Annotated in this window: 15 protein-coding genes, 1 pseudogene and 1 riboswitch; of the genes and pseudogenes, 7 read left to right on the forward strand and 9 right to left on the reverse strand. The window is 71.2% G+C overall.

The features are described from left to right. The first annotated feature begins 146 nt into the window (after nt 1–146). Both HEB94_RS20860 and HEB94_RS20865 read left to right on the forward strand, forming a co-directional pair. A complete protein-coding gene (locus HEB94_RS20860) occupies nt 147–743 on the forward strand; it encodes a helix-turn-helix transcriptional regulator (RefSeq protein ID WP_192751455.1) in 597 nt (198 codons plus the stop codon). Then, nucleotides 740–1,936, forward strand: coding sequence for an FAD-dependent monooxygenase (locus tag HEB94_RS20865; RefSeq protein WP_192751456.1), 1,197 nt, complete (start codon nt 740–742; stop codon nt 1,934–1,936). Before HEB94_RS20860 ends, HEB94_RS20865 begins: the two co-directional genes overlap by 4 nt. On the opposite strand, the gene HEB94_RS20870 is transcribed toward HEB94_RS20865, so the two are convergent. From HEB94_RS20870 to cobT, 3 genes are read right to left on the reverse strand one after another with little or no spacing between them, the layout of a single operon-like run. Beyond that, a complete protein-coding gene (locus HEB94_RS20870) occupies nt 1,926–2,738 on the reverse strand; it encodes an ECF transporter S component (protein WP_192751457.1) in 813 nt (270 codons plus the stop codon). The two genes, HEB94_RS20865 and HEB94_RS20870, sit on opposite strands and share 11 nt — an antisense overlap. A 6-nt stretch (nt 2,739–2,744) precedes the next feature. Next, nucleotides 2,745–3,557: an adenosylcobinamide-GDP ribazoletransferase gene (locus HEB94_RS20875; protein ID WP_202896463.1), complete on the reverse strand. Its 813-nt coding sequence runs from the start codon at nt 3,555–3,557 to the stop codon at nt 2,745–2,747. After that, nucleotides 3,554–5,230 carry a nicotinate-nucleotide--dimethylbenzimidazole phosphoribosyltransferase gene (gene cobT / locus HEB94_RS49405; protein ID WP_238361585.1) on the reverse strand — a complete coding sequence of 559 codons (1,677 nt, stop codon included), beginning with the start codon at nt 5,228–5,230 and terminating at the stop codon, nt 3,554–3,556. Before cobT ends, HEB94_RS20875 begins: the two co-directional genes overlap by 4 nt. 84 nt (nt 5,231–5,314) lie before the next feature. Beyond that, a riboswitch (cobalamin riboswitch) is annotated at nt 5,315–5,511 on the reverse strand. 109 nt (nt 5,512–5,620) lie between these two features. On the opposite strand from cobT, the gene HEB94_RS20885 reads away from it, so the two are divergent. Next, a complete protein-coding gene (locus tag HEB94_RS20885) occupies nt 5,621–6,490 on the forward strand; it encodes an aldo/keto reductase (protein WP_192751459.1) in 870 nt (289 codons plus the stop codon). Nucleotides 6,491–6,503: 13 nt separating this feature from the next. Here the strand turns inward: HEB94_RS20885 and HEB94_RS20890 are convergent, their stop codons facing one another. Beyond that, a complete protein-coding gene (locus HEB94_RS20890; protein ID WP_192751460.1) occupies nt 6,504–6,944 on the reverse strand; it encodes a TIGR03667 family PPOX class F420-dependent oxidoreductase in 441 nt (146 codons plus the stop codon). A gap of 90 nt (nt 6,945–7,034) precedes the next feature. Between HEB94_RS20890 and HEB94_RS20895 the strand changes: the two genes are divergently transcribed. Both HEB94_RS20895 and HEB94_RS20900 read left to right on the forward strand, forming a co-directional pair. Then, nucleotides 7,035–7,433 carry a MerR family transcriptional regulator gene (locus HEB94_RS20895; RefSeq protein ID WP_192751461.1) on the forward strand — a complete coding sequence of 133 codons (399 nt, stop codon included), beginning with the start codon at nt 7,035–7,037 and terminating at the stop codon, nt 7,431–7,433. Nucleotides 7,434–7,490: 57 nt separating this feature from the next. Further along, nucleotides 7,491–8,630 (forward strand): pyridoxal phosphate-dependent aminotransferase, encoded by a 1,140-nt coding sequence (locus HEB94_RS20900; RefSeq protein ID WP_192751462.1) that lies wholly within the window; start codon nt 7,491–7,493, stop codon nt 8,628–8,630. A gap of 1 nt (nt 8,631) precedes the next feature. Here HEB94_RS20900 and HEB94_RS54650 read toward each other — a convergent pair whose 3' ends face one another. From HEB94_RS54650 to HEB94_RS20915, 4 genes and pseudogenes are all read right to left on the reverse strand, one after another. Then, nucleotides 8,632–8,853, reverse strand: a complete 222-nt coding sequence (locus HEB94_RS54650) for a hypothetical protein (RefSeq protein ID WP_420481596.1) — start codon at nt 8,851–8,853, stop codon at nt 8,632–8,634. 443 nt (nt 8,854–9,296) lie between these two features. Then, nucleotides 9,297–9,728 (reverse strand): annotated as a pseudogene (locus tag HEB94_RS50850) (ABC transporter ATP-binding protein); the annotation flags it as partial. Further along, on the reverse strand, nt 9,725–11,140 hold the full coding sequence (locus HEB94_RS20910) for an ABC transporter permease (protein ID WP_202896464.1): 1,416 nt from the start codon (nt 11,138–11,140) through the stop codon (nt 9,725–9,727). The gene HEB94_RS20910 and the pseudogene HEB94_RS50850, both read right to left, overlap by 4 nt. Nucleotides 11,141–11,345: 205 nt before the next feature. Then, nucleotides 11,346–12,425 (reverse strand): iron ABC transporter substrate-binding protein, encoded by a 1,080-nt coding sequence (locus HEB94_RS20915; RefSeq protein WP_192751463.1) that lies wholly within the window; start codon nt 12,423–12,425, stop codon nt 11,346–11,348. Nucleotides 12,426–12,575: 150 nt separating this feature from the next. Here HEB94_RS20915 and HEB94_RS20920 point away from each other — a divergent pair, with 150 nt between their 5' ends. Further along, the gene (locus HEB94_RS20920; protein WP_192751464.1) at nt 12,576–13,208 is read left to right on the forward strand and encodes a sulfotransferase family protein; all 633 of its coding nucleotides are present in this window, start codon (nt 12,576–12,578) and stop codon (nt 13,206–13,208) included. A gap of 304 nt (nt 13,209–13,512) precedes the next feature. Here HEB94_RS20920 and HEB94_RS20925 read toward each other — a convergent pair whose 3' ends face one another. Further along, the gene (locus HEB94_RS20925) at nt 13,513–14,163 is read right to left on the reverse strand and encodes a hypothetical protein (protein ID WP_192751465.1); all 651 of its coding nucleotides are present in this window, start codon (nt 14,161–14,163) and stop codon (nt 13,513–13,515) included. A gap of 456 nt (nt 14,164–14,619) precedes the next feature. Between HEB94_RS20925 and HEB94_RS20930 the strand changes: the two genes are divergently transcribed. Then, a complete protein-coding gene (locus HEB94_RS20930; protein ID WP_192751466.1) occupies nt 14,620–16,035 on the forward strand; it encodes a sugar porter family MFS transporter in 1,416 nt (471 codons plus the stop codon). Nucleotides 16,036–16,082 lie beyond the last annotated feature (47 nt).

The following is a 16,082-nucleotide window of genomic DNA, read 5'->3' on the forward strand; positions in this document are numbered from 1 at the left end:
AGCGTAGTCGCCGTGGGTCGCCTCGGCATGGCCAAGAGCGACGAGGCAGGATGGCGCTCTAGTTGATGCTGGCTAGTTGACCTCAGCTAGTTGACTCTGGCTAGTTGCAACAGGATAGTTGATCCTGACTATGAGATGAGGATTTCGTGGAGAAGCGGCGCAAGGTGACCAACCCACTCGGACTCGCGGTGCTGGCCTGGTTGCTGGTCGGCCCCATGCACCCGTACGAGCTGGGGCGGCGCCTGCAGGAGAGCGGCAAGGACCGCACCATCAAGTACAACCGGGGATCGCTGTACATGGTGGTGGAGCAACTGCGCAAGGCCGGCTACGTCGCCGCGCAGGAGACCCTGCGCGACACGCAACGGCCGGAGCGCACGGTCTACGCCCTCACCGACGAGGGCCGGCGCGAGCTGTACGACTGGCTGGGTGAACTGGTCGCGGAGCCGCGGCGCGAATACCCGCAGTTCGGGGTCGCCCTGTCGCTGCTGAGCGTGCTCGCGCCCGCGGAGGCGGTCGCGTTGCTCACCCGGCGGCTCGCGGTCCTCGCCGGTGAGATCGAGGAGACCACCACCGTGATGCGCTCCGCCACCGACGCCGGTCTGGCCTGGGTCTTCCTCATCGAGGAGGAGTACCGCCTCGCGATGTTGGAAGCGGAGGCCCGTTTCGTCACGAAGCTCGTCGAGTCGCTGGAACAGCCGGACTACATCCGGGCCTGGCAGGAGACTTTCGGGAGTCAGACATGAACGCGGTCAGGACAGCACTTGTCATCGGGGGCGGCATCGCCGGGCCGGTGACGGCATTGGCACTACGCAAGGCGGGCATCGAGGCGACCGTCTACGAGGCGTACGCGAGCAGCGCGGACGGGATCGGCGGCACGCTCCAGGTCGCGCCGAACGGACTCGACTCGCTGCGGATCATCGGTGCGGACAAGGCGGTCCGCGAGGTCGGCCTGCCGATGGTCCGCACGGTGATGGCCGACGGGCGGGGGCGCCGGATGGCGGAGTTCTCCGGACTCACAGGGCTGCCGCCGAGCCGGGCGATGTCGCGTCCGGAGCTCTACCGGATCCTCCACGACCACGCCGTCGAGGCCGGGATCCGGATCGAGCACGGTAGGCGGCTGGTGGGTGTCGACGACACGTCCACGGGCATCACCGCGCGCTTCGCCGACGGCTCCACGGCGCACGGCGACATTCTGGTCGGCGCCGACGGCATCCGCTCCACCGTGCGCACGCTTATCGATCCGGGCGCCCCGCCGCCCCGTCACGTTCCCCTGCTGAACATCGGCGCCACCGCGGACATCGCCGCGCCGGGTGAGCCCGACGCGACGTACTTCGTCTTCGGCCGGCGGGCGTTCCTCGGCTACTGGCTGCAGCCCGACGGTCGCACCGCCTGGTACAGCAACCTTCCGCATCCGCACCCGATGTCGGTCGCGCAGGCCCGCGCGGTTCCCGCGGCCGACTGGCACGCGAAGCTGCGGGAGGTCTACGCCGACGACCTACCCGGTGCCGACCTGGTACGCCACACCCGCCCCGACGAACTCGTCGTCCTCGGCACCGTGGAGATGCTGCCGACCGTACGGCGGTGGCACCGCGGCCGGATGGTGCTGGTCGGCGACTCGGTCCACGCGCCCTCGCCCAGCTCTGGCCAGGGAGCCTCGCTCGCCACCGAGAGCGCGATCCAGTTGGCCCGGTGCCTGCGCGACATCGCCGACGTTCCGGCGGCCTTCACGGCGTACGAGCGGCTGCGTCGGCCGAGAGTGGAGAAGGTCGCCGCGGCGGCCGCGAGGGTCAACAGCAGCAAGGGCCTGGGGCCGGTGGCCAAGGCGATGATGAGCCTGCTGATGCCGGTCGCGACCCGGACCTTCCTCAAGCCGGAACGCACGTTCGGGCCGGTCCAGCGCTACCGGATCGACTGGGACGAGAAGGTCACCCGCTGAACGCCGCTCGTCGGGCGGCCCGGCGCAGGGCCAGCAGGACGGGGCGCCCGAGGAGGAGCACGAGGACGCCGTTGAGCACGGCGCGGGCGGCGTCCCAGCCGAGTGAGGTGGTGACGTAGAAGACGGCGTAGTGGCCGAGGTTGGTGAGGAACGACGCGCCCGGCGTGAACGACGACCCCGGCGGCAGGAACGTCGCGACGGGCCAGAACCACAGGTTGAGCAGGGCGCCGTACCCGAAGCCGGCCAGCGTGACGAACCCCGCGAGCAGCACGCGCTCCACGCGTCCCGTCGCCCGCGGCAGCACCCCGGCGAGCAGGCCGACCCAGGCCATCCCGAGCATCTGGAACGGCATCCAGGGCCCGACCCCGCCGGTCAGCAGGGCGCTGGCGACCAGGATCACGCCGCCCAGGGCGAAGCCGAAGCCTGGCCCGAAGACCCGGCCCGCGAGGACGAGCAGGAAGAACGCCGGGTCGAAGCCGCCGATGCCGGGGCTGAGGGCGGACAGGCCGGCGCCGACCGCGGCGAGCACGCCGAGCATCGCCACCGCCTTCACGTCCATCCCGCCGTCGCTGAGCTCGGCGTACACCACACCGATGACGAGGGGGAGCAGGACGACGAACAGGTACGGCGCGTCGTGGGAGTGTTCGCCCAGGGCGCTCGACCCGCTGACGACGAAGGGCCAGCCGAACGCCACGATCCCGATCAGCGAGGTGAGCGCCAGGGCAACCAGCGCCCTCGGCCGTACACCGACAGGGCGGCCGGAGCCGAGCGAGCCGGGGGAGCCGGCGCGGGTCAGGGCCATGGTGGCTCAGGCCGCCAGCGCCGCGGTGAGCAGGACGGCGACGGAGGTGAGCTCCACCACCGAACCGAAGACGTCCCCGGTGACACCGCCGAGCCGGCGTACGACGTGGCGCCGCCAGGCGACCGCCACCGCGAACCCGACCAGGCCCGCTCCGACCAGACCCAGGGCGGTACCAGGCCGCGACCACACGAGCGGAAGGGCGCCGAGGACGGCGACCGCGAGGGTGAGCAGGACCCGGGACCGCACGCCCGTCGTCCCGGCGACGAGCGCCCCGAACCCACCCGGCCGGGCCGACGGAACGCGCCGGCCGGCCGCGAGGACGACACCCAGCCGGCCCACCGACTCGGCCAGCACCAGCGCGAGCACGCCCCTCCACAGGGCGGATCCGGTCACGGCCGTGAGTGCGGCGACCTTCACCACCAGCGTCAGGACCAGGGTCACCACCCCGAAGGGCCCGATGTCGGGCTTGCGCATGATCGCCAGTGCCTGCTCCCGCGGTGCCGAGCTGCCCAGCCCGTCGACCGTGTCGGCGAGACCGTCGAGATGAAGGCCTCGGGTCGCGGCGGCGAGTGCCGCCACCGCGAGGGCCGATCCCAGCAGGGCCCCGGTCGTCCCGGTCCGCAGCGTCGCGGCGGCGAGCAGGGGGAGTGCGGCGAGTCCACCGAGGACGACGCCGACGAACGGCAGCCAGAGCACCGCCCGGCCGCAGACGGTCCGGTCGATACGCAGGTCGCCAGCACCCGGGATGGGCAGTGCGGTGAACATCGTGAACGCGACCACGAACCCCGACCCCGGACCGCGTTCGTCGACGCGCCTCACCGCAACCGCTGCGGGATGCCGGCGGTCAACAGCCACACCTCGTCGGCGGCCGCGGCGATCCGGGTGTTGAGGACGCCGAGGTGGTCGCGGAAGAGCCGGCCGGACCGGGTCGCCGGCACCACGCCGCTGCCCACCTCGTTACTGACCGCGATCACGGTCCGGTCGGTCGCCCGCCAGGCCTCCTCCAGCGCGTCGACCTCGGCGCGGATGGCCGCGTCCGCCTTCGCCGCGGCCTCCCCGTCGGTCTCCGCCTCGGGAGCGAACAGCCCGCGGGCGTCCATCGTCGCGGCCAGCCAGGTCGACAGGCAGTCGACCAACAGCGGCTCGGCCGCCTCGGCCTTGAGCAGGGCGACCAGGTCGTGGGTCTCGACGGTCGTCCAGGACGCCGGCCGGCGCTCGCGGTGCAGCCGGACCCGCTCGGCCCACTCGGGGTCGTCCGCCGAAGGCTTCGGCCCGGTCGCGACATAGGTCACCGGCCCGGACGTACCGGCCATCGCTTCGGCGGTGCTGGACTTGCCCGAGCGGGCACCGCCGAGGACGAGGATCCGACGGGGTCGACCCGCGCCGGTGGAGGCGCCCCGCAACTCCTCGAGGGTCGCGACCTCGCGGAGCGCCCGGGCCGCCGCGGTGAGGATCGGCAGCGCGAGTAGCGCGCCGGTCCCCTCGCCGAGCCGTAGATCGAGGTCGAGGACCGGACGCAGGTCGAGGTGGGACAGCGCGAGCCGGGCACCCGGCTCGGCGGAGAGGTGGCCGGCCACGAACGCGCTGGTCGCGTCTGGTGCGAGCGCCGCGGCCACGAGCGCGGCCGACCCCGCGATGACCCCGTCGAGCACGACCGGGACGCGATGGGCGGCCGCGGCGAGCAGGAACCCGACCGTCGCGGCATGCTCGAGGCCGCCGACCGCCGCCAGGACGCCGAGCGGGTCAGCCGGGTCCGGGCGATGGAGTTCGAGCGCTCGGCGTACGACCTCGACCTTGCGCGTCCAGGTGCCGTCGTCGATGCCGGTGCCGCGTCCGGTGGCCTGCTCCGCGCTGGCGCCGGTGAAAGCCGCGATCAGCGCCGCGGCGGGCGTGGTGTTGGCGATGCCCATGTCACCGGTGAGCAGGCAGCGGCAGCCCTCGGCGACCAGGCCGTCCGCGACCTCGATACCGACCTCGACCGCCCGGATCGCTTCCTCGCGGGTCATCGCGGGTCCGGTACTGAGGTCGCGCGTACCGCGACGCACCTTGCGGGCCAGCAGTCCGGGCGCCGGCGGAAGGTCCGCGGCCACACCGACGTCGACCACCCGGATCCGGGCGCCGACCTGGCGGGCGAACGCGTTGACGGTGGCGCCACCGGAGAGGAACACCGCGATCATCGCCGCGGTGATCTCCTGCGGCCAGGGGGAGACCTGCTGGCCGTGCACCCCGTGGTCACCGGCGAAGACGGCGAGTCCCGCGGGTTCGGGCAGCGGCGGCGGGCAGGTGCCCGCGAGGCCGGCGAGTCGTACCCCGAGGTCCTCGAGGACGCCGAGCGCGCCACGTGGCTTCGCCAGTGCGTCCTGCCGCTCCCGCGCCCGCGCGACGGCGGTGGCGGAGAGTGGCCGGATGGCCGCGAGAGTCTCGTCGAGCCTCGACCCGGGCGTCGGGTCAGTCGGGTCAGTCGGGTCAGTCGGGTCAGTCGGGTCAGGCATGGTCACGCGCCCACGTCCGTGCGGGCACGAACCAGTGACGGTCCGGCATGGCAGCCACATTCCTCTCCACAGGAGTCCTCGCCCTGGATGGCCGATTCGACGGCGGAGTGTCCTGGCTCCCAGATCGTCGCTTCCGCTCGGCCTTCCAACCGCGTGCGCGGCCGTGGCCAGGGTTCGAGAGGTCGCTTCCTGGTGACAGTGGCGGGACCGCCCCGGACTCGCACCGGGTTCCTCCGTTCCGTCGGCGACCAGAATGGCACACCTTCGGGGACCGCAAGCGGACACGGGGGCGGGCCGGACCGGGCGGGTGGGGTTGGCTGGCCGTGGTTCATCGGTGCTGGTCGCCCCTGGTTCGGGTGTGCCGGCTCACTGGGTGGAAAGCGAGGAGCGATGGAGTACACCGTGCTCGGACGGACGGGCGCGACGGTCAGCCGGATCGGTTTCGGCGGGGCGACGCTCGGCCTGACCAACTACGTCGAGGCGTTCGACGCGTACGACGCCCGGGACCGGACACGGATGTTCGAGGCGATCGAGGTCGCCCTCGAGGGAGGCATCAACCTCTACGACACGGCACCCGGCTACGGCGCCGGCGCCAGCGAGGAGGTGCTCGGCGAGGCGCTGCGCGGGGTGACGGAAAGTGGCGGCCACCCGCTGTTCCTCTCCACGAAGGTGGGGCTGGGCGCCGCCCACGACGTCCGCGCGTCGCTGGAGGCCAGCCTGTCCCGCCTGCAACGCCCGAGCCTGGACCTCCTGCAGATCCACGGCGACTCCTACACGACCGGACAGACCGACCAGATCCTCGGCCCGGACGGCATGGCGGAGCAACTCCTGGCCCTGAAGGAGGAGGGGCTGGTCCGCCACGTCGGCTTCACCACCGAGGACAACAACGACTCCGTCTACCGGCTCCTCCGCAGCGGCGTGTTCGACTCGATCCAGCTCTGCTACAACGTCCTCTACCAGCACCCCTACGACCCGAACCGACCGTTCGGCAGCCTCTTCGAGGCCGAGAAGCACGGTCTCGGGACGATGACGATGCGGACGACGACGTCGGGGACCTTCCAACGCTGGATCCAGCAGGTCAACCCCGACAACACCTTCGACTACGCCGCGGCACTGATCCAGTTCGTCCTGTCCAACCCGCTGGTCGACGTGGCCCTCGTCGGGATGCGGGACGCCGAGCGGGTCCGCCTGAACCTCCTCACCGCCGACGACCTGGCCGGCCGGATCAGCATCGACGAACTGCACCAGCGCTACGTCTGAGACGCGTCCTGGGTCAGGCCCGCAGCCTGGTCGGCGTGACGACGATCGCCTCGCTGAAGTCCTCCGCGAAGTCCCCCGGTGAGCCGTACCCGATCCGGCGCATGAGGTCGGCGTACTTCGCCACGTAGTCGGGCAGCGCGTCCAGGGCAGGGTGTGTCGGGACGTGGCGCGCCTCACCCTCCACCCGGACGACGTCGAACCCCGCCCTGGTGTCGTCCAGCGCCACCGTCGCCCGTGGATTGGTCGCGAGGTTGCGCAGCTTCGGTGTGTTCGGCCGGCTGTAGACGAGGATGTGCGCGTCGGCCCACAGGTACCAGACGGGCACGCTGTCGGGCTGGCCGCTTGGCCGTACGGTCGTGAGCCAGGCGATGACGTCGGTCTCCAGTCGCTTCTGGACGTGCGCGCGTCGTTCGGCGGCGAGGTCGGCCAGTCCGGGCAGCGTCGCGGCGGTCATGCTGGGTCCTCCGGTGGGTTGTCGAGCGGTACGTCGCCTCGCCAGACTCGCGGTTGAAGCGCACTTCAAGTCAATGGGGGAGCGAGGCACATGCGGACGCTCGACATCGGTGAGGTCGCTCGGCGAGCCCGGATGCGCCCGTCGGCGTTGCGCTACTACGAGCGCATCGGCCTGCTTCCCACCGCCGCGCGCTCGGCCGGGAGGCGCGTCTATCCCGCCACCACCGTCCGCCGGCTCGCGTTGATCAAGATGGCGCAGCGGGCCGGATTCAGCCTGGCCGAGATCCGGGAGCTGCTCGACGGCGCCGACGCCGGGCCTGGTGCGACCCGGCAGTGGCGCGAGTTCGCGGCGCGCAAGCTGCCCGAGCTCGACCGACTCGTGGAGACGGTGCGGGAGCTGCGTCAGGCCGTCGCGGACTGTCTCGCGTGCGGTTGCATGAGCTTCACGAACTGCCGGCTGCTCGCCGAGGACCGCGCGGGGAGTGAGTAGGCAGCCGGACAGCGCCTCGACGAAGCCGACGTGAACCCGACGCGAAGGAGTGGTCCGATGCCGATCTCGGCGACGCTCGCCATCAACCAGCTGACGGCGGCGAAGGTCGCGGCCGGACGCGACGTCCTCCCGCTCGGTTTCGGCGAGGCCGGGCTGCCGGTGCATCCGGAGCTGGTGGCCGCGCTGGTCAGCGCCGCGCCGTCGGGTGCCTACGGTCCGGTCGCCGGACTGCCGGCACTGCGTGAGGCGGCCGCGGGCTACTGGACCAGGAGGCGGTTGCCGACCGAGGCGGAGAAGGTGGTGGCCGGTCCGGGGAGCAAACCTCTCCTGTACGCCGTCCTGCGGGCGAATCCGGGAGCGGTCGCGCTGCCGCGGCCGAGCTGGGTGAGCTACGCCGCACAGGCGCGGCTGCTGGATCGGGCGGTCCACCACGTCCCGACTCCGGAGGGACAGGGCGCGGAGGTCGTGCGGGCGGTGTGCGAGGTCGCCCGGCGGCACGACCTGCTGGTGGTGTCCGACGAGATCTACCGCGACCTGGTGCACGACCCGGCCACGCCCTTCCTCAGCCCGGCCGAGGTCCTGCCCGAACGGACCGTCGTCACCACCGGCCTGAGCAAGAGCCTCGCCCTGGGTGGTTGGCGGATCGGCGTCGCGCGGATGCCGGTCGGACCGCTCGGCGAGCGACTCGGCGCGGAGGTCGCCAGCATCGCCAGCGAGGTCTGGTCGAGCCCGGCCAACCCGGTCCAGCAGGCAGCGGTGTGGGCGTTCACCGAACCCGCGGTGCTCACCGCCCGGATTGACGTCAGCCGGCGCCTGCACGCCGCGGTCGCCAGGTCCGTCGCCGACCGGTTCGAGCGGGCCGGAGCGAAGGTGCACCGTCCGACGGCGGCGTTCTACCTGTATCCCGACTTCACGCCGTACGCCGACCGTCTCGCCGACCGCTGGTCGGTGCGCACCGGCGCGGACCTCGCGCACCTGCTGCTGGAAAGGTTCGACGTCGCGACGCTGCCCGGGTCAGCGTTCGGCGAGCTTCCCGAGCGGCTGACCCTCCGGATCGCGACGAGCATGCTCTACGGCGACGGCGACGGCGACCGGCGCGAGACGGCACTGGAGTGTCCGGACCCGGTGCGGCTGCCCTGGATCGCCGCCCGGCTCGATCAGCTCGACGCCGCGCTCGGCGGGCTGCTGGACCGCTGAGTCACGCCGAAGCGTCGAGGTCGTCCACCGGGTACGCGATCGCCGTACCCGAGACGGTGAGGCGTACCCGGGTCCCAGGCGCCGGCGCGAGCCGTCCCAGGACGCGGGCGGTGACGGCGGTGTCGTCGGTGTCGTCGGTGTCGTCGGTGTCGTCCGTCCCGATCCGGAGCCGGACCGCCGCGTCATGGCCGAAGTAGCTGATACCGGTGACCTGCGCCTCCACCCCGACCTCGGCGGCCGTGTCGTGCAGGTGGATCTGCTCCGGCCGGATGAGTACCCGCGACCGACCGTGGCCGATCCCTCGGTGCCGGGTGCGCCGAGGGCTATCCGACCGAGTGCGCAGTCGGCCTGCCCGCCGCTGATCCGGGCGGCCAGCAGGACCGCCTCGCCGACGAAGCGCGCCACGCGGGTGTCGGACGGTGTGTCGTAGACCACCCGCGGCCGGTCGAGCTGGACGACCTGTCCCTCGCGCATCACCGCCACCTCGTCGGCCATCGACAGCGCCTCGGCCTGGTCGTGGGTGACGAGGACGGCCGTCGCCTTCGTCGCCCGCCGGGCCTCCGCGACGGCGCGCCGGGTCCCTTCGCGGAGTCCGGCGTCGAGGGAGGCGAACGGCTCGTCGAGGAGGACGACCGCCGGTTCGGGCGCGAGCGCACGGGCCAGCGCCACCCGCTGCTGCTGGCCGCCGGAGAGCTCGTGCGGGTAGCGGTCGGCGTACCCCGTGTCCAGGCCCACCACCTCGAGCAGCTCATCCACCCGCCGCCGGGCACGACGCGCGCTCCGGGGCAATCCGAAGGTGATGTTGTCGGCCACGGTCAGGTGTGGAAAGAGGGCGCCTTCCTGGGGCACGTACCCCACGCGGCGCAGCTGCGGCGGTGTGGACTGGCGCGGCCCCCAGACGATCCGGTCGTCGAACTCGATCGTTCCACCGTCGGGCGAGGCGAAGCCCGCGACCAGCCGGAGCAGCGTCGTCTTGCCACAGCCGGACGGTCCGAGCACCGCGATGAGACCCGCGGACGGCACGTGCAGGTCGACGCCGCGAAGGACGCGGGTCGAGCCGAACGACTTGGTGACGCCGCGGATGGTGAGTGCGGTCATCGAGCGGAGCCTCTCGTCTCTTTGGTGAGCAGGATGGTCGCCGGGGCCGACACGAGCACCATCAGCGCGGCGTAGGGCGCGGCGTCACCGTAGGCGATGCTGCTGCTGTAGACCCAGAACCTCGTCGCGAGGGTCTGCGTACCGATCGGCGCGAGCAGCAGTGTCGCGGTGAGTTCGGTCACCACACCGAGGAAGACGAGGGCGGCGCCCGCGCCGAGCCCCGGTGCGATGAGGGGCAGGGTGACCCGGCGCAGCGCGGAGAACCTGCGGAGCCCGAGCGTGTGCGCGACGTCCTCCAGCACCGGCGGAGCCTGCTGGAGCGCCGAGTGAACACTGACCATGGCGAGCGGCAGGAACAGGATCGCGTAGGCCACGAGCAGCATCAGCGTCGTCTGGTACAGCGCCGGGGTGAGCCGGATCGCGAGGGTCACCAGAGCCAGCGCGACGACGATCCCCGGCAGGGCGTTGCCGAAGTAGGTGCTGCGTTCGAGCAGGGTCGCGAACCGGCCACGATGGCGTACGGCGAGCCAGGCGGCTGGCACCGCCATGGCCGTGGTCACGACCGCGGCGACGGCGCCGAGACCGAGTGACGTCAGGGCGGTCGACGCGAGCGTGCCGAGGGAGAAGGCGTCCGTCGTACCCACCAGCAGCCAGTAGCCCAGGCTGCCGACGGGCACCCCGAGCGCCAGCGCGGTCAGGCCCCCGACACCGAGCAGCGCCGGCGCGGTGCGACGACGCAACCGGGTCCGTACGGCCGGGCGGGCGGCGCCTCCGCCGAGCCGGGCGTAGCGCGCGCGTCCGCGCAGCCGGAGTTCGGCCAGCAGCAGGAGCAGGCAGCACAGGACCAGGACGACGGCGAGCATGTTGGCGGCCGGCCCGTTGAACGACGAGCGGTACTGGTCGTAGATCGCGGTGGTGAACGTCGGGAACCGGAGCATCTGCAACGCACCGAACTCCGCGAGCAGGTGCAGGGCGACCAGCAGGGCTCCGCCCAGCAGGGCAGGGCGCAACTGGGGAAGGACCACCCGACGAAACGTCCGCCAGCCGCTCTGCCCGAGCGAGTGCGCGGTCTCTTCCAGCGCCGGGTCCAGACCGCGCAGGGCGGCGGCGACCGGGAGGTAGACGAGGGGGAAGTAGGACAGGGTGACGATGAGCAGGGCACCCCAGAATCCGCTCGCGCTCGGGACCAGCGAGGCCCAGGCGAAGCTGTTCACGAACGCCGGGATGGCGAGCGGTGCTACGAACAGGACGTTCCACACCCGGCGACCCGGGAGGTTCGAGCGTTCGACCAGCCAGGCGGTGGCGATGCCGAGGACCGCGCAGAGGAGGACGCATCCGCCGGTGAGCCGCGCGGTGTTCCACAGGAGCTCACCGGTGCGGGCCGGAAGACCAGTGCCTGGGTCTGGTCCCAACCGAGGCTGATCGTGTAGCCCACCACGAAGCCGAGCGGGATCAGCGCGACCAGCGCGACCAGCACCGCGATGACGAGCAGGGCGATCGGATACGACGCCCAGAAGCGGCGTACCGAGAAGGAACCATGTCCCTGGAGGGTGACGTCCCGGACCCCCTGCCCCGATGCGGGAGGAGGGGATCCGGGAACGGTCTGGGGCGAGCCGCTCAGAGCAGGCCTGCCTGCTGCATGAGCTCGACCACCTTGGGCCCGTTGAGCTTCGCGGCGTCCACGGCCGGAGCGTCGAGTTCGCTCAACGGCTTGAGCTCCTTGTTGGCGGGCACGTCGCTCGCGACGGAGTACTCCAGGGCGTCACTGTCGGAGAGGATCTGCTGGCCCTGCTTGCCGGTCAGGAACTTGATCAGCTCCTGGGCCTCCGCCTGGTGCTTGCCGTTCTTCAGCACACCGGCGCCGGAGACGCTCACGAAGGCACCGGGATCCTTGTGCCCGAAGAAGTGGAGTTCGGTGTTGGAGCTGTTCGCGCCGGACTCGGCGCGGTCGCGGTACCAGTAGTAGTGGTAGATGACGCCGGCCGAGATCTCACCGGTGTCGACCGCCTTCAGGACCGCGGTGTTGCCCTGGTAGACCTTCGCGTTGGTCTTCAGGCCCTTCAGCCACGCCTCCGTGGCGGCCTCGCCCTTGAGCGCGAGCACGGCACTCACGATCGCCTGGAAGTCGGCGCCGCTCGCGGCGATGCCGAACTTCCCCTTCCACTGCGGCTTCGCGAGATCCATGATCGACGCCGGCAGGTCGGCGGCCTTCAGCTGCTTGGAGTTGTACGCGAGCACGGTCGCGCGGGCGGCGAAACCGACCCAGTCGTGGTCGGAGGGCGTGTACTGGCTCGGCACCTGCCCGAGCGTTCCGGCGTCCACCGGGGTGAAGCCCTGCTTGGAGTCGACCAACACCATCGCGGGGGAGTTCTCGGTGAGGAAGACGTCGGCCGGCGACGCGGAACCTTCCTGCACGATCTGGTTGGCGATCTCGAAGTCGTCGCCGGACCGCATGTTGACCTTGATGCCGGTCTCCTTGGTGAACTCGTCCACCATCGCCTTGACCAGCTCTTCGTGCTGGGCGTTGTAGAGCGTCAGGGTCTTGGCCGACGCCTCCGGGCTCGCCTTGCCCGCGTCGCCGCCGCCGCCCGCGCCGCTGCCCTCGGCGTCCGCGCCGCCTCCGCCACATGCCGCCGCAACGAGCGCGACGAGTGCCGCCGCGGCGGCCACCGGCCGCACGCCCCTGGACCAACCCATGCCAACCTCACTCAGTTCCGGAACAGTTAGGTTAGGTATACCTCACTAACTATTGGGTGGTCTGACCAGGGGTGGTCTGACCAGATGGGTCGGCCAACCCGGTCAGGGCGAGAACCTCACAAATCGCCCGGTCACCGGAAGACTGGGGCCATGACGTTGCGCGTAATAGGAGCGGGCTGGGGGCGTACCGGTACGGCGTCGATGCAGATCGCGCTGGAGCGCCTCGGTTTCCCCTGCCACCACATGCGAGAAGTGTTCTCCCACCCCGAGCACTCCGGCCTCTTCCTCGAAGCGGCGACCACCACCGGACCCTTCGACTGGGAACGCATCTACGCCGACTACGCGGCCACCGTCGACTGGCCGGGATGCGCATTCTGGCGCGAGCTCGCCGTGGCCTATCCGGAGGCGAAGGTCGTCCTCAACGTGCGCGACCCACAGACGTGGTTCGAGAGTTACGCCGCCACGATCTACCGTCCGCTGACCCAGGACGATCCGGGCAACGAGGAGGCGGAGGCCTGGCACGCCATGACGGACGAAGTGGTCGTCCGGCGCAGCTTCGACGGCGACCCGCACGACCGTACGCACGTGACGACGGCGTTCCAACGCCACAACGAGGCGGTCCAGGCCGCGATCCCGGCGGAGCGACTCCTCGTCTACAGCGTCGCCGAGGGCTGGGAGCCTCTGTGCGCCTTCCTCGACCGGCCGGTCCCCGACGAGCCCTTCCCGCACGTCAACGACCGGGCGTCCTGGGAACGCCGCCGCGAGGCCGACGACGCGGACTGACGACGCGGACTGACGACGTGCGCTGACGACGTGCGCTGACGACGTGGACTGATCCGGGTCTCGACGCGACCGGGCGGGTTCGGCGTTTCTGCGAGTGTTCCGAAACGGTGCTACGGTCCAAAAACCGCCTTACCGAGGCGCACGTGCACCTACGGACCACTCACACCAGCCGAAGACAGGGTCGCTCACGGGGGCCTGATACCCGGAGGTCCAGATGCAGGGCAGCACCGTCGTTCTCATCCTCGCCGTCGTGGTCGTGGTCGCGCTGCTCGTCGTGGCCGTCGTCCTGGCGATGCGTAAGCAGTCACAGCGTCGGGCCGAGGAGCGCCGGATCCAGGCGCAGGAAGCTCGCGACCGAGCCGTCGAGGTCAGTCGCCGCGCGGCGCGGGAGGATGCCGAAGCCAAAGAGATCAGTGCCCGTGCGGGCGAGCTCCGCACGGCCGCGCAGGAACAGTTGGGGCAGGCACACAGCCTCGCCGAGACGGCTCGGCTGCGCGGAGAGAACGCGCGTTCGTCCAGGGCCGAGGTCGAGGAGGAGCTGCGCAGGGCCGACGAGCTCGACCCTGACCTCGACCCCGATCACGACCAGCCCGGTGACGCGCGTGGTCGAGCCGACGTCGACGCCGAACGCGACGCTGATATCCGCCGTGGCGTCGAGCGCGACACCGAAGACCGCAACACCGAACGCCGTCGCACCGATGACCGTCGCACCGATGACCGTCGCACCGATGACCGTCGCACCGATGACCGTCGCACCGATGACCGTCGCACAGATGACCGTCGCACCGATGACCGTCGCACCGATGACCGCAACACTCCGCGCGGTCGCGGCCGTGGCATCGACGAGCGTCATCCCACCCCCGTTCACCCGCCCACGCATGCCGCGGAGCCGGCGCCGGCCACCGCGCATCCCGGTGATGCCGTCGGGCCCGTCGAGCCCGCTCGAGGTAGTCACCGCGTGGAAAACAACCGCCCGGCGGCCGCGCCGGCCGACCCGTCGCAACCCGGTTCCGCCCGCGACGACCGACCCCGCAAGGCTCGGCCCGGGTCCTGACGTCCGCTGACGTCCGCCCGACCTGTCCCCCCGAATCCCGTCGGAACGGTCGTGAGACACAGAAGCGCCGTTTCGACGTGGCGGGGTGCCGCGGGTTCCGGCCATGGTGGGTCCCGGTCGTCATGTCCGCCATGACTCTCATGTCCGCATGCCTGTCATGCCTGGGCCATGTCGACCGAGGCTGCGCCGACCGCGTCCGGTCGGACCCGATCCGGGTCCGCCGGATCCTGGCCCGGCCCGCGACACCCCCCGCATCCAACGCGTACTGACTTCGGCGAGCCCGCTCTTTCGGTTCGGATCGCTGGAATAGTGAGGAACAGGAACCGCGTTCCGCGCCACTCGGGGGAGGAGGGCGGGATGACGACACCCGTTCCCGGGCGGCCGGAGCAGGCGGACTCGCCGAGTGGCGGCACCGCCCAGACCGTGCTCGTTTCCATGGTCGCGGCGCTCGGCGGCTTCCTCTTCGGCTACGACACCGCCGTCATCAACGGCGCGGTGGCGGCGGTGAGTGAGACCTTCCGGGCCGGCGGATTCATCCTCGGTCTGGCGGTCGCCGCCGCGCTGCTCGGGTCCGCGGTCGGTGCGTGGTTCGCGGGCCCGCTGGCCGGCGGAATCGGTCGTGTTCGGGTGATGGTGATCGCGGCCGGACTCTTCCTCGTGAGCGCCATCGGATCGGGGCTCGCGTTCTCCGTCTGGGACCTGGCGCTGTGGCGCTTCATCGGCGGCTTGGGCGTGGGCGCCGCGTCCGTGATCGCTCCCGCCTACATCGCCGAGATCTCGCCCGCGCACATGCGTGGGCGGCTGGGATCCCTTCAGCAGTTGGCGATCGTCAGCGGAATCTTCGTCGCGCTGCTGGTCGACTACGCACTCGTCGCCGCCGCCGGGACCGCGACGCGGGAGCTGTGGTTGGGCCTGGACGCCTGGCGTTGGATGTTCCTGTCCCTGCTGGTTCCGGCCCTGGCGTACGGCACCCTGGCGCTGCGGATTCCGGAGTCGCCGCGGTATCTGGTCGCCCGCGCGCGACTTGACGAGGCCGGCGCCGTGCTGCGCCAGTACATCGGCGGTGACGTGGACGCCAAGATCCGCGACATCCAGCGGACGCTCGCCTCTGCCCGCCGCGCCCGGCTGGGTGACCTGCGGGGGCCACGCCTCGGCCTGCTGCCGATCGTGTGGGTCGGCATCCTGCTGTCGATCTTCCAGCAGTTCGTCGGCATCAACGTGATCTTCTACTACTCCTCCGTGCTGTGGCAGGCAGTCGGCTTCAGCGAACGGGACTCGCTCATGATCACGGTGATCACCTCGATCACCAACATCGTGACCACGCTGATCGCCATCGCCACCATCGACCGGATCGGACGCAAGCCGCTGTTGCTCATCGGCTCGACCGGCATGCTGATCACCCTGGGAACCCTCGCCTTCACCTTCGGGACCGCACCGATCGTGCACGGGCGGCCGGCCCTGGAGGGTGTGATGTCACCGCTCGCGTTGCTCGCCGCGAACCTCTTCGTGGTGTTCTTCGGGTTGAGCTGGGGACCTGTCGTGTGGGTGCTGCTGGGGGAGATGTTCAACAACCAGATCCGCGCGCAGGGCATCGCCGTGGCCGCCGCGGCGCAGTGGCTCGCCAACTTCGCCGTGTCCACGACGTTTCCGGCGTTGCAGCAGATCGGGCTGGGTTTCGCGTACGGCCTCTACACGCTGTTCGCGTTGTTGTCGCTCATCTTCGTGTTGCTGGCCGTACGCGAAACCAAGGGTCGCGAACTCGAGTCCATGTGACCCGCGCTGCCGGCGAGGTTGCGTTCCCGACCGGCGAGTTCGACGGG

Origin of the sequence: Actinopolymorpha pittospori (genome assembly GCF_014873875.1) — a bacterium.
Classification (GTDB): domain Bacteria; phylum Actinomycetota; class Actinomycetes; order Propionibacteriales; family Actinopolymorphaceae; genus Actinopolymorpha; species Actinopolymorpha pittospori.

Bases quoted from the DNA above. Each gene is read 5' to 3' on its own strand.
- HEB94_RS20865 (WP_192751456.1), top strand. From the start codon at position 740: ATGAACGCGGTCAGGACAGCACTTGTCATCGGGGGCGGCATCGCCGGG.
- HEB94_RS20870 (WP_192751457.1), bottom strand. From the start codon at position 2,738: ATGGCCCTGACCCGCGCCGGCTCCCCCGGCTCGCTCGGCTCCGGCCGC.
- cobT (WP_238361585.1), bottom strand. From the start codon at position 5,230: ATGCCTGACCCGACTGACCCGACTGACCCGACTGACCCGACTGACCCG.
- HEB94_RS20885 (WP_192751459.1), top strand. From the start codon at position 5,621: ATGGAGTACACCGTGCTCGGACGGACGGGCGCGACGGTCAGCCGGATC.
- HEB94_RS20890 (WP_192751460.1), bottom strand. From the start codon at position 6,944: ATGACCGCCGCGACGCTGCCCGGACTGGCCGACCTCGCCGCCGAACGA.
- HEB94_RS20895 (WP_192751461.1), top strand. From the start codon at position 7,035: ATGCGGACGCTCGACATCGGTGAGGTCGCTCGGCGAGCCCGGATGCGC.
- HEB94_RS20900 (WP_192751462.1), top strand. From the start codon at position 7,491: ATGCCGATCTCGGCGACGCTCGCCATCAACCAGCTGACGGCGGCGAAG.
- HEB94_RS20915 (WP_192751463.1), bottom strand. From the start codon at position 12,425: ATGGGTTGGTCCAGGGGCGTGCGGCCGGTGGCCGCCGCGGCGGCACTC.
- HEB94_RS20920 (WP_192751464.1), top strand. From the start codon at position 12,576: ATGACGTTGCGCGTAATAGGAGCGGGCTGGGGGCGTACCGGTACGGCG.
- HEB94_RS20930 (WP_192751466.1), top strand. From the start codon at position 14,620: ATGACGACACCCGTTCCCGGGCGGCCGGAGCAGGCGGACTCGCCGAGT.